At 61.2% G+C, this 12,479-nt stretch carries 16 protein-coding genes; 15 read left to right on the top strand and 1 reads right to left on the bottom strand.

The window, feature by feature from the left end; genetic code table 11:
- The first annotated feature begins 1 nt into the window (after position 1).
- From flgA to R3F07_15265, 11 genes are all read left to right on the top strand, one after another.
- Complete coding sequence (flgA, locus tag R3F07_15315; protein ID MEZ5277749.1) at positions 2–823, top strand: flagellar basal body P-ring formation chaperone FlgA; 822 nt, start codon at positions 2–4, stop codon at positions 821–823.
- Positions 795–1,439, top strand: coding sequence for a flagellar basal body L-ring protein FlgH (locus tag R3F07_15310; protein MEZ5277748.1), 645 nt, complete (start codon positions 795–797; stop codon positions 1,437–1,439). Before flgA ends, R3F07_15310 begins: the two co-directional genes overlap by 29 nt.
- Before the next feature lies 1 nt (position 1,440).
- Entirely contained in the window at positions 1,441–2,550 is a 1,110-nt protein-coding gene (locus R3F07_15305) for a flagellar basal body P-ring protein FlgI (GenBank protein MEZ5277747.1), read from the top strand.
- A gap of 10 nt (positions 2,551–2,560) precedes the next feature.
- Entirely contained in the window at positions 2,561–2,899 is a 339-nt protein-coding gene (locus tag R3F07_15300) for a hypothetical protein (protein MEZ5277746.1), read from the top strand.
- The gene (locus R3F07_15295) at positions 2,883–3,389 is read left to right on the top strand and encodes a flagellar protein FlgN (protein MEZ5277745.1); all 507 of its coding nucleotides are present in this window, start codon (positions 2,883–2,885) and stop codon (positions 3,387–3,389) included. The genes R3F07_15300 and R3F07_15295 overlap by 17 nt, the downstream gene beginning before the upstream one ends.
- Positions 3,390–3,398: 9 nt before the next feature.
- Positions 3,399–4,832, top strand: coding sequence for a flagellar hook-associated protein FlgK (gene flgK / locus R3F07_15290; protein ID MEZ5277744.1), 1,434 nt, complete (start codon positions 3,399–3,401; stop codon positions 4,830–4,832).
- A gap of 173 nt (positions 4,833–5,005) precedes the next feature.
- Entirely contained in the window at positions 5,006–5,752 is a 747-nt protein-coding gene (locus R3F07_15285) for a hypothetical protein (GenBank protein MEZ5277743.1), read from the top strand.
- 43 nt (positions 5,753–5,795) lie between these two features.
- Positions 5,796–6,242: a flagellar assembly protein FliW gene (locus R3F07_15280; protein ID MEZ5277742.1), complete on the top strand. Its 447-nt coding sequence runs from the start codon at positions 5,796–5,798 to the stop codon at positions 6,240–6,242.
- 15 nt (positions 6,243–6,257) lie between these two features.
- Positions 6,258–6,524, top strand: coding sequence for a carbon storage regulator CsrA (gene csrA, locus R3F07_15275; protein MEZ5277741.1), 267 nt, complete (start codon positions 6,258–6,260; stop codon positions 6,522–6,524).
- Between the two features lie 24 nt (positions 6,525–6,548).
- Entirely contained in the window at positions 6,549–7,376 is an 828-nt protein-coding gene (locus R3F07_15270; protein MEZ5277740.1) for a flagellin, read from the top strand.
- An 81-nt stretch (positions 7,377–7,457) separates the two neighbouring features.
- Positions 7,458–7,670 carry a hypothetical protein gene (locus R3F07_15265; protein MEZ5277739.1) on the top strand — a complete coding sequence of 71 codons (213 nt, stop codon included), beginning with the start codon at positions 7,458–7,460 and terminating at the stop codon, positions 7,668–7,670.
- 381 nt (positions 7,671–8,051) lie between these two features.
- On the opposite strand, the gene R3F07_15260 is transcribed toward R3F07_15265, so the two are convergent.
- Positions 8,052–8,849 carry a flagellin gene (locus R3F07_15260; protein ID MEZ5277738.1) on the bottom strand — a complete coding sequence of 266 codons (798 nt, stop codon included), beginning with the start codon at positions 8,847–8,849 and terminating at the stop codon, positions 8,052–8,054.
- Between the two features lie 316 nt (positions 8,850–9,165).
- Between R3F07_15260 and fliD the strand changes: the two genes are divergently transcribed.
- The 4 genes from fliD to fliS all read left to right on the top strand — a co-directional run bounded on the left by fliD (position 9,166) and on the right by fliS (position 12,477).
- A complete protein-coding gene (gene fliD, locus R3F07_15255) occupies positions 9,166–10,878 on the top strand; it encodes a flagellar filament capping protein FliD (protein ID MEZ5277737.1) in 1,713 nt (570 codons plus the stop codon).
- Positions 10,879–10,939: 61 nt separating this feature from the next.
- Complete coding sequence (locus tag R3F07_15250; GenBank protein ID MEZ5277736.1) at positions 10,940–11,587, top strand: hypothetical protein; 648 nt, start codon at positions 10,940–10,942, stop codon at positions 11,585–11,587.
- A 112-nt stretch (positions 11,588–11,699) separates the two neighbouring features.
- Positions 11,700–11,975 carry a hypothetical protein gene (locus R3F07_15245; GenBank protein ID MEZ5277735.1) on the top strand — a complete coding sequence of 92 codons (276 nt, stop codon included), beginning with the start codon at positions 11,700–11,702 and terminating at the stop codon, positions 11,973–11,975.
- Positions 11,976–12,048: 73 nt separating this feature from the next.
- Positions 12,049–12,477, top strand: coding sequence for a flagellar export chaperone FliS (gene fliS, locus R3F07_15240; GenBank protein MEZ5277734.1), 429 nt, complete (start codon positions 12,049–12,051; stop codon positions 12,475–12,477).
- Positions 12,478–12,479: the final 2 nt, after the last annotated feature.

Raw genomic sequence — 12,479 nt, 5'->3', positions numbered from 1 at the left:
GATGAATAAGATACAAGGATGTGTCGCCCTTTACCTGCTCATCGCCGGTCTGGCCTCGGGTGCCGAGACGGAGCCGATGGAAGGATGGCTCCTCCCGGTCGAGGCGACCGGGGCGGCGGGCGCCCCCGGATCCGCTTCCGGACCGGCCGAGTCCGTTCTCAACCGTGAAATCCCGGCCGGCACCGAAACCGGGTCAGCCCCGCTGGACCTGGTCTCACTGCTTGAATCCGCGCTGATCGACAAGCTGGGGCTTCCCGGCCGTGTTGAGTTGATCCCGACCGGTCTGTTGCCGGCCGTGTCCGACGACGGTGAGCCGGTCGACGTCGTACTGATCGAGAATCCGCAGCGGCTTTCCGGGTCCGGAGTGGTTCTTCGTTATGAGATCCTGAAGGCCGGCGAGAGTGCCGGGGAATGGCGCGGCGTCTTCCGGTGCCGCCATCTGGCCGAAGTCTGGGTGCCAACCCGCCGGCTGGATCCGGGTGAACCGATGCTTCCCTCGGATTTTGAAGCCCGCGAGGTCGACCTGGTCCGCAATGCCAAGTCGGTCGTGGCCGATCAGGAGCAATTCTACCGCTACGAACTGGCGCGATCCGTCTATCCGGGAAGACCCATCTCCTGGTCGGACCTGACCCCGCGATCGCTGGTCCGCAAGGGAGAACTCGTCGACGTGGTGGTCCGGGACGGAATCCTTTCCATCTCCATGAAGGCATTGGCGGTCAACACCGGGTCACTCGGTGATGTCGTCGCCGTGCGCAACCTCGAATCGAAGCGGGAGTTTCCTGCTGAAGTAATTGATGAAAAGACTGTCCAGGTTTCTTTCTAGCCCGATCCTGACCGGGTTTGCCGTGTTCGCCGCGGGCCTCCTTCCAGAGGCGTCGGCCGGTTCGCTCTGGACGAAAAAGGGAGCGAACGAGTCGTCGATCGTGGCGGATATGCGGGCTCAGAAGATCGGTGATATCCTTACCGTGATTGTCCAGGAGACGGCCTCGGCCCAGAGTTCCCGGCGGACCAAGACCGACAAATCGGCCAGCACGCAGGCCAGCATCGACAAGTTCCTCTACAGCCCCGACGGGAGTGATTTCCTGACCCACAACGGGGTCATGCCGGGCCTCGACCTGGGTGGAAGCAACGACTTCAGCGGCGGCGGCCAGATCTCCAACAGTCAGAGTATCGTGGCGCGGGCGGCGGTCACGGTGATCGATCGTCTGCCCAACGGCAACCTGGTCATCGAAGGCTCCCGGCTCGTTTCCTTTTCCGGTGAGAAACAGTATGCCATCCTCCGCGGGGTGGTCCGGCCCCAAGACATCGCGAACGGCAACAACGTCCTTTCCTCCAGCATTGCGGATGCCCGGGTGGAATTCATCTCCCAAGGCGCGATCAGCGAGTCGCAGCGCAAGGGATGGTGGACCCGTTTTTACGATGCGATCAATCCTTTCTGAAATGCGGCTTTCCTGTCAGTCCTTGTTTGGTGTGGTCTGTCTGCTCGTTGCGTGCGCCGGCACCCTTTCCGGCGCACGCATCAAGGACCTTTCCCTGGTGGAAGGCGGGCGTGACAACCAGCTGATCGGTTACGGCCTGGTGGTCGGTCTGGCCGGCGACGGCGACAGCACCCTTTCCTTCACCATCCAGTCGATTGCCAACGCCCTCCAACGCTTCGGGGTGAACGTGCCCCTGACCGGCCTGAAGGCCAAGAATGTCGCGGCCGTCATGGTCTCGGCCGACATTCCGGCGTTTCTCAAGCCCGGTGCGCGGATCGACGTGACGGTCTCGTCGATGGGCGACGCCCGGTCCCTCCAGGGAGGCGTCCTCATGCAGACCCCCCTGCTCGGCGCCGACGATATCGTCTATGCGGTTTCCCAGGGGGCGATCGCGGTCGGCGGTTTCATCGGCGGGGTGGGCGGTCCCGGAGGCGCCACCGTCCAGAAAAATCATCCCACGGTCGGCGTCATTACCGGCGGTGCCATTGTCGAGCGGGAGATTCCCACCGAGTTCTTCCCCGACGGACAGATGCGTCTCCTCCTGATCAATCCCGATTTTTCGTCGGCTTCCCGGATGGCGGACATGATCAACCGTATGTATCCGGAAACCTCTTATGCAGTCGATGCCTCGACCGTCCAGGTTTCGCTGCCCGAGCTGTTCCGTGGTCGCGAGGTCGATTTTGTCGCCGCGGTCGGCGCACTCGAAATGATCCCGGACACGCCGGCAAGGATCATCGTGAATGAACGCACGGGAACGATCGTGGCCACCGCCAATGTGCGCGTCTCGACGGTCGCGGTCAGCCACGGCGCGATCACCATCACGATCGCCTCAAGTCTGACGGCCAGCCAGCCGAACGCGTTCAGCGATAACGGCCGGACGGCCATCCTGCCCAGCACCCAGACCGGTGTGAACGAGGTCCAGGGCGGGTTCACCATGATCGAGGATTATCCCTCGATCGAGAAGATCACCGCAGCGCTCAATGCGCTCGGCGTCTCCACCCGGGAGATGATGTCGATCTTTCAGGCGATGAAGAGGGCCGGGGCTCTCCAGGCCGAACTCGTCATCAACTGACGCCAAGAGCATGGATGCGACATCAATCCAGTTCAACTCGGCTGATCCTCTCCGCTGGAAGGAGATGGTTCTGGCAGACGGACGAACGGAGGAAGCCAAGCTCGAGGCGGTCGGCACCGAGTTTCAATCGGTTCTTCTGCGCCAATTCCTGACGGAGGCGCTCAAGCCGTTGTCCGAGGACGGCGACGTGTTCGGGGGCGGCAATCCGGTCTACAGCTACTTTGTCACGGACACCCTCGCCAACAGCCTGAGCAAGTCCGATGTCTTCGGCTATTCCAGCCTGATCCAGGCACAACTCGCGGCCGGACGGTCCGCCGCCAATTCCCTTCCTGATGACAACCTTCAGTAACAATGATTGGGAGCCTCTGATTGAGGCGCTCCGGACCGAACTCGAGGAGTACGGCGCCCTGTTCAACCATCTGACCCGCCAGCAGGAGGAAATCTTCGCGCGGAAGGTCGACACGGTCCTCGAGATCAACGGGGATCTCGACAGTCAGGCCCGGGTGATCGCCGCGGCCCGTGAGCGGCGCCGGGAGGTGATGGACGATCTGGCCAAGCGGGACGGACTTCCGGCCGGAACCCGCCTGACCCGCATGCTCGATCGCTTTCCCGACTATGTGCGCCCGCTGCTCGAGGCACTTGTCCGCGACATCAACCTGATGATCAACCGGACCCGTCGTAAGGCCCGGCAAAACCATATCCTTCTCGCCCGGGCGGTGGAACTGACCCAGGAGACCCTCCGATTGCTGCAGCCGGGGTCCTTCACCAAGACCTATGCGCGGTCGGGCCAGGTCTCTGTCTCCGGAGAGAAAACTTCCCGCTATCAGGCGGTCGGCTGATTCCCTGTCATGTCCGGATTGATTGGAGATCTCCTCGGCGCCGCACGGGCTCTCAATGCCCAGACGCAAGGGGTGAACACCGCTGGCAAGAACATGGCCAACGTGACCAACCCGGCCTACTCGCGCCAGCGTGTGGTCATCGGCGATGCCGGGACGATCAGGACCCCGAACGGCCCGCAGAGCATGGGGGTGGAAGCGCTTCAGCAGACCCAGATCCGCGACCTTCTCCTCGATCGGCAGATTCTCCGCGAGACTTCCCTCCTCGGTTCGGCCCAGGCGGAGGAAGATGCCCTGCGCTGGCTCCAGACGAATCTTGGCGAGAGTATCGATCGCGGCAGCGATTCCTCGTTCATCGATGGAGCCTCCGCGGTTTCCAGCGGGGACTCGGGAGTGGCCGAAGCCCTCCAGGGTTTCTTCAATGCCTTTCACGGGCTGGCGGCGGATCCAACCTCCAGCGCTGAAAAGCAGAATGTATTCCAGCACGCCTCCATCCTCGTCGACCGGATCAATCTTTCAGGCGCCCGCCTGAGTGAATTGTCCACAACCCTGACCGATTCGATCACCCGGGAGACCGCCTCGGTCAATGAGATGCTTGAGAGCATCCGCTCGCTCAATGAGCAGATTGGAAACATCGAGATCAGTCATCCCGGCGCGGCTCTCGATTTGAGGGATCAACGGCAGGCCAAACTGGAAGCCCTGTCCAAGCTGATGGATGTCCAGGTGGCTTCGATCCCCGACAAGGCCGGCCAGATCGAGGTTTCGGCTGCGGGACCGGGTGGCACATCGGTTGTTCTGGTCAATGGAATTCGGGAGATTCACCCGGTTTCCTTTGATGGGGTCCAGTTTACCGCGGGTGCGACTGCGTCGCCTCTCGAGCTGAGCGGAGGCAGTCTGTTCGGAACCCTGAAGGTCAGGGATGGCAGTCTCCTCACGGCCATGACCGATCTTGATCGTCTCGCCGCCCAACTGGTCGCTTCGGTCAATGGTGCCTACAACCCGGGCGGGATGACCGAGGATTTCTTTGCCTCGTCGGGAACAACCGCGACGACCCTTTCCCTTGATTCCGGCCTGACCGCACTCAGCATCCGGGCCACCCAGACCTTTGAGCCCGGAGCCAATGAAGTCGCCAAGGCCGTGGCCCAGGCCGGCGAGCAGGTCCACAACACGGGGATGGGCGACGGGATCAGCGGAACCTTCGGCGATTTTCATCGACAGCTCGTCACCCGGGTCGGCAGCGACCTGGCTTCGGCGACCGATCGGGTGTCCGATCAGGAAAACGTCCAGCAGATGCTCCTGGGACGGCGGGACTCCATTTCCGGAGTCTCACTCGATGAGGAGATGGCCGACCTGCTCCGTTATCAACGTGCCTTCGAGGCCTCGGCCCGAGTGATGCGGGCCATCGACGAAATGCTCGAACTGGTCGTCACCGGCCTCGTCCGTTAGCCGCGTCTGATCTTTATCCACGCACCAATGAGGGTCACATCAAACACATTTCCGCAGAGTCTCATCGACCACCTGCAAGGGTTGGGCGGCCGGTTGGGCAGCCTGCAGAACCAGACGGCTACCGGTCAGCGGATCACCCGCCCGGAGGATGACCCGATAGCGGTCGGCTGGTCATGGACCTGCGCGAAAGCAAGTCTCTGCTGGCTCAATACGAGCGGAATGCGGCCCGCGCGGCCAATATCAACAACACGTCGATCGCGGGGGTGAGGAGTCTGATCAACCTTTCCGATCGGGCGGGTGAGATCGCGGTTCTTGGCAAGGATCTGATGGGTCAGGATGCTGCCCGCGCCTATGCGGCTGAACTCGATCAGATGATCGAGCAGGCGGTGCAGAACGGCAATATGAAGTTTGCCGGAGAAGCCGTCTTTGGAGGCACCATCGGAGCCGGAAATCCCTTTGAGCCCACTCGGGACGGCGACGGGAAGATCATTGCCATAACCAACAACGGAATGGTTGAGGGAGCCTCCTTCCGGATTTCCGAGGGAACCGAATTGAGTCCCTTCACGACCCAGCAGGATAACGACGGCATCGCCAACTTCATTGATCGCCTGATCAGCCTGCGCAATGCCCTCGAAACCGGGACGGACGATTCGGTCCGGACCGCCGGCGCCGAGTTGGGCAAGTCCGAGGACGATCTCCTCGTCATGTTGAGCAGCCTGGGCGCCGTCCAGATGAGGATCGGGGTGGAATCGGCCCGCAATGCCACCGAGTACGGCGAGATGGATGCGGAGATCTCACGTCAGGCGGATGTCGATCTGGCCGAGAGCCTGGTCGAACTGGGCCGGGTGGAAACCGCCTACCAGGCCGCGCTCCAGAGTTCGGCCCGCGTCATGAACATGTCCCTTTTCGATTACCTCTGATTCCCAATCCACACATCAAGGCCGAACCTGCCACCATCCAATCATGAAACCTGACACCGAAACCGCTTCATCTGCCGAACACTGGCAGAAGGAGGCCGAGATCACCCTCCCTGCCGGACTGATGGGCTTTCCCGAAGTGAAGAAGCTCGAGCTGATTCACAATATCGAGGAATTGCCTTTCCGCTGGTTGCGATCGACCGAGGACCGGGGTCTTGCCTTCGTCGTGGTTCATCCCGACGGTCTCATCCCCGATTACCGGCTGGAGTTGACGGACGAGGATGCCAGCGATCTGGGTCTGTCCGATCCAGGCGACGCGCTTGTCCTGAATATCGTGACGGTGCGGCAGGGCGGGCTGGCCGAGGCCACCGTCAATCTGATCGGTCCCATCGTGGTCAATCGATCCACCTGTGTCGGTCGCCAGGTCGTTTTGCGCAATTTCCAGGACTATTCCGCCCGTCACCCGTTGATCGGGCAGGAAACCGCCAGTTGAAGGAGATCCACTGAAATGCTGGTACTATCAAGGAAGATCAACGAGTCCATCATCATCGGCGACTCGATCGAGATCCGCATCACCCGGATCGACGGTGACATCGTCAAGATCGGTATCGAGGCCCCCCGCGAGATTCCCATCGTTCGCAAGGAGCTCTTCGACCAGATCAAGCAAAACAATCGCGAAGCCGTCCTCGGCGGCCCCGCATCCAATCTCAAGAGCCTGGCCCGGACCATCTCGGAACGCAAAGCCGGTGCCGCCCTGCCTTCATCCAATCGCTAATCCCGTCTTAAGAGAAGAAACCTCATGGTCATCAACACAAATATCCACGCCATCAGTGCCTCCCGCAACCTGGCGGACAGCCAGGCCCTTTTGGGAAAGTCACTTGCCCGACTGAGCTCGGGCTCGAAGATCGTCCAGCCCTCGGACGATGCCGCCGGACTCGCCGTCTCGGAAAAACTCGACGCCCAGGGTTCGCGTATCCAGGCGGCCAGGACGAATGTCCAGAATGCCGTCTCCTACGTGCAGACCGCCGACGGGTTCATGAAGAGCATGACCAAGGTGCTCACCCGGATGAGCGAGCTGACCATGATGGCGAAGGACGTGACCAAGAACACCGAGGATATCGCCCTTTACGATACGGAGTTCCAGGCCCTGAAGGAACAACTGGCCGATACCATCGGACTGGGCAGCAGCAGCCCGTTGGGCACCTTCAACGGGATCGAGCTCTTCGGTCCCAATCCCGGCGGCCTGACCGTGACGATCGGCGAAGCCTCCGACCAGGTCATGACCATCGGTGAGACCAATCTTCAGGATGCGACCCAGCCGTTTGCCCAGCTCCTGGCCGGTTCGACCGATGTGACCAACTCGGCGGCCCTGGTGACCGATGCCATCCAGCAGATCGCGACTGAACGGGCGACCCTCGGGGCATCGCAGTCGCGACTGGAGGTGGCGGGTGCCCAGCTTGTTGTCCAGAATGAGAATCTGGAGGCGGCCATCTCGCGGATCCGCGATGTTGACGTCGCCGAGGAATCGACCGAGCTGGCCAAGGCAAGTATTCTTGTGCAGTCGGGCACCGCCATGCTCGCCCAGGCCAATGCCGTTCCGCAGACCGTTCTCAAGCTGCTGCAGTGATCCTTTTCCCATAGCATACACCCATCCTGATCAAGGCCGGGGGGCCCTTCCGGACCCCCCGGCCTTCTTCTTCCCGGCCTGATGTCCAACAAGAATCCGGAGAGTCTCAAGAAGAGTGAACGTCGATTTCTCGGAGTTCACTTTGTCAACTGCCGCGTCTACGGCCGACTCTATCTGAATGCGGACGGGCTGGCCTATGTCGGCCGCTGCCCCCGTTGCGGAGCAACTGTCCGGGCAAGGGTGGGGGAACACGGAACCGATCAGCGCTTCTTCCTCGCCACCTGCGGCCGGTGAAATCCCGGGACACCCGTTTTCCCGATCTCCACGGGCGTTTGTAACGTATTATGTTACAAATGGGCACTCCCGTATTGCCGGTAGGACGATTGTTCGACGGGGCTGGCAGACCGACACTGATCAACTGATGGGTGTCAGGTATCGACGAGAGCCTGCAGGAGAGGCTTTACGCCTCGATCCAGAGCCGCTTGGACGAGAATCGAGGCGTAAAGCCTCTCCCACCCAACCCCTCAGATCATGCGTGTCCGACCACTGGGGTCTGAAAACAGCCGGACCCGGCTGCCTGTGGGCAACCGGGTCCGGTCTTCTTGCCGTTCAGACCGGCTGATTGAGCCGGCTTCCCCGGAAAAAGGGAAGCCGGCCAATCATCGTCAGGTAAGACTAGCCGAGTAGTCTCAAAGCGACTTGGGACGAGGCGTTGGCCTGGGCGAGCATGGCGGTGCCGGACTGCACCAGGATGCTGTAGCGGGCCAGCTGAGTGGACTCCTGGGCCACATCCACATCGATGATGCGGCTGTTGGCGGCTTCCAGGTTGGTCCGGTTGTTGACCAGGAGGTCAGCCGAGAAGCTCAGGCGGCTGGACTCCGCACCGTTCTGCGCGCGGCTGGTGGCCACGTTTTCGAGAGCGGTGGTGAGATCACTGATCTCGAGTGCGGCCAGATTGGCGGCACCGGTGATCGTGGCGACATTGGTGGCGACATCGGCCTGGGTGATGTCGAAGCTCTGGGCTCCGTCCTCACTCGTGGCCACGGTCAGGGATCCACCACCGAAGAGATCGACGCCGTTGAAGGTCTCGGAAGCGAGATCGGTCAGCTGGGCCTTCAGGGCGGTGAACTCGGTGTCGTAGTTGGCGACATCGGTGGTCGACTTGGTCACGTCCGTGCTCAGGGTTTTGAGCTCCGACATGCGGTTGAGGATCTTGCCGGCCGTCTTGAGTCCGCCGTCCTGGGTCTGCAGGAAGGAGATCGCGTTGGCGATATTGGTGCTGACCGCATCGGTCCGTTTCATGGCGGCTTCCAATTTCATGGAAACGGCAAGTCCGCCGGCATCGTCGGAGGGCTGAACGATCTTCAGACCACTCGACAAGCGATTAAGGCTGCGCTGGAGCATGGAGTTGCTCGCCGACAGGTTGTTGTTGGCAACCGTCGCAGCGTAGTTGGTGTTGATGACTACTGACATGATCTTCCTTGATGTATGATTTCGGCTTCCGTGCCGAGGCGGGCCGCTTTTTTGCGGTGGTCGACCTCACCGGGCAGAAGATGTTATCTGCTGGGAGGTGTATCGGCGGGTTTCGTACGCGGTTTAGGGGAAATTATCCAGATCCCGGAGAAGAGACGCCAGACCGAGGGAGGGGTTTCCCATCGGGCCAATGGGGAAACGGGCCAGGTCCGAGATGGACGGCCGACCTTTCCTCCATGGTGATATTATAGGTAAAGCCCCCCAGTCCGGTGCCGATACCTAGAGGTGAAGCAGGACTCCTCCTGCGGGCTACTTTATGGATCTATCGCTCAGCGGACTGGCCTCGGGCTTTGATTGGAAGACGGTCGTCGATCAATTGATCGCGGTGGAGCGTGTACCCCAGAATCGGGTCCGCTCGGAGAAGAGCCAGAACACCACGGAGTTGGGTGCGTTGGCCGATTTGAAGACCCGCTTGACCGAGCTGCAGGATACGGCCAAGGGGCTCAACGAATCGGCGCTTTACGATCGCCGGGCCACCTCGCTCTCCAACGAGGATCTCAACTGGACGGCCGGCGCGGCGGACGGGACCCCGGCCGGGACCTACTCCTTCAGCGTCGAGCAGGTCGCCACCCGGACCCTCCGATCGGGAGCGGCCAACGTGGGCGGCTCGATCAGCGCAAACTCCGATGTTTCCGGGCTGCTCCTGAGCAACCTCCGGATGGGAACCGAGATCACCGATGGTCGTTTTCACATCAACGGTGAGGCGGTTGACGTGGAATTGACGGATACCCTTCAGGACATTTTCGACAAGATCGCCACGGCCACCAATGGACAGGTCAGTGCGAGTTATGACCAGGCGACGGACCGGATCACCCTTTCAGGAACCGGCGAAGTCGTCCTTGGTGGGGGAAACGACACCAGCAATTTCCTTTTTGCCACCCAGCTCTACAACAACGGGACGGGCAATGTGACCAGTTCGGCTCCGTTGGGAACGGTCGATCTCGATCAGCCGATCGCGACGAGCGGACTCCTCCCCGTGACGGCGGTCGATGCCGATGGGAACGGCCGTTTCTTCGTCAACGGCACGGAAATCACCTTCAACGTCAATACGGACAGCGTTCGGACCCTCATGTCCCGGATCAACACCTCGGAAGCCGGCGCGACCATCCGCTACGACTCGCGGGACGATCGGTTCATCATGGAGAACGCGATCACCGGCGACCGTGGCCTGGTGCTGACCGAGGATGCCGGCGGACTCCTCGACTCACTCGGGCTCCTCGCCGGTTCATCCCTGACCCGGGGCCGGAACGCGGAAGTGCGGGTCAATGGCGGACCGGTCCTGATCGCGGCCGACAACACCTTCGATGAAACCCTGCACGGGATCAAGGGCCTCAGCGTGACCGCCCAGACCGAAGGCACCCAGACGGTCACGGTGACCTCGGACACCGAGGATCTCAAGGCCCAGGTTAACGACTTCATCGCGAAGTACAACGGGGTTCAGGCCTACATCGAGGCACAGACCGCCATCACCATCGGCGAAGACGGCAAGGTCACGACCTCGACTCTCACCTCCAACCGGGAGGTCGACGAAATCGGCCGCCGGCTTCGCTCGCTGGTTTTTGGAGACGGCAGTGCGTTGGCCGGCGCGATCCGTAGGTTGGACGACATCGGGATCGGCTTTGCCAGTGAAGGCACTACCCTCGAGATCCGCGACCAGGCGACTCTCGACAATGCCCTGGCGGGGCAGCTCGACCTGGTGAAGACACTTTTTAGTGATTCGACCGGTGGCCTCGCCAAGCGGTTGGACACATTTATCGGAAATATCACGGCCACGGACGGCACGCTCGACACCCAGATCAAGACCATCGAGAAGGAGAATCGATCCCTCGATGAACAGATCGCTGCCATCGAGAGGCGCCTGACTCAGCAACGAGAGGCGCTCACGGCGAGCTTCATCCGCATGGAAGAAGCCCAGTCGTCGATGAACAGCCAACTCCAGGCGCTGAACAATGCCATCAATCAGAAGTAGCCGTCCCGTCCCTTCATTCTCATCCAGATCAACCTCTCGTCCCGATCGAATTCCAGCCCGTTTGGCCGGTGTTCTTTTCGGCGGGTGCCTCCTCTTGGGACTCGGCGCCTGTCGGACGATCGACCAGGACTGGGATCAGCCCGTGGGCGAGGCTTTTGTCCCGGTCAATTTCTACCAGAAGGGACCTCTGCCGGATTCGGTTCGACGGGTCGCGGTCCTGCCCCTCTATTCGGAGGAGTGGGACCATCTGGACCTGACCGAAATGCAGCAGACCTTCGCGGCGGAATTGCAGAAACGCGACCGGTTCGAGGTGGTCCTGGTCTCTCCGGTGCAGGTCCGCCAGATTTTCGGCAGGGACCAGGTGTCCTCGGTTCAGTCGATTCCGGCTGACCGTTACAACTCATTGATCGAAGGTTTCGGGGTGGATGCGGTTCTCTTCTCCGACCTGACCTCCTACCATCCTTACCGCCCGATCGTGATGGGTGTGCGCTGCAAGCTGGTTACTTCAGGGACGGCGGATGTGCTTTGGGCATTTGACACGGTCTTTGACTCGGGGAACCCCTCGGTTTCCACCGCCGCCCGTCGCTTCCACCTCGACGAATCTGCGCCCCCATACCCGCTTCAGAATTCGTCCAGCATCCTGCAGAGCCCCCTGCGTTACTCCAAATACGTGGCGGATGCGGTCTTTGCGACCCTCCCTGAGAGGTGAATACAGTTCAAAAGAACCAAACTACTCTAAAGCTTTCCGCAATTTGGCCGATTGTTTGTAAAAAAGGGTAAAAACAAGCAGTCACCACAAACAATCAATCAAGGAAGACACCATGAACATTGATCCTCTCAATAACAGCGGAATCCCCATCAACGGGATGCGTCACGCCGCCCGACGGCAGGGAGACCCCGGGGTCCGACCCGGTGGCCGGCGCGATTCCTTGTCCGTCGATCGTTCGGTATTGATCGGCAACGCGATGGCCGCCATTCCGGAGGTCCGCCCTGAGGTCGTCGAGCGCGGTCGCCAGTTGCTGGCGGATCCGAATTATCCCGGCCCGGACATCACCCGAAAGATCGCAGCTCTGATCGTGCCCTTCGACGAATCCTAGCCACCCCAACCCGATCCGGACGAAAGACCGGATGACGCAGTGACCGACCGGGCGGGAGTTCCCGGGAGGAAGCATGATCAGATCCAACAGTTCCCAGTCATACCGGACCCTGGCGGTGGAAACCGCCGGGCCCGGCCGCCTCATCCTGATGCTCTTCGATGGAGCACTCCGGTTTCTCAACGCGGCCGAGGCGGGTTTTGAGATGGAGGATCTCCGGGCGAGGAACGAAGCGATCAACAACAACCTGATCCGCGTCCAGAATATCGTCACGGAACTGCAGCGCTGCCTCGATCTGAGGCAGGGCGGCGACTTCGCCGGCAACATGTATGCGCTCTACGACTTCATGAACACCCAGATCATGGAGGCGAATCTGCGCAAGGAAGTGGAACCGATTCGGACCGTCGGCCGCCTGCTGGGGGAGATCCGCGATTCCTGGCAGGAGATGCTGGAGAAGCAGACCGTGGACCGGTCCGAGTTGACCCATTTCTCCGGAACGGCCTGAAA

The sequence above is a fragment of the Opitutaceae bacterium genome, from assembly GCA_041395105.1.
GTDB lineage: Bacteria > Verrucomicrobiota > Verrucomicrobiia > Opitutales > Opitutaceae > B12-G4.
The sequence above is the reverse complement of the archived record's forward strand: the minus strand, read 5'-3'. Positions and strand labels throughout refer to the sequence as shown.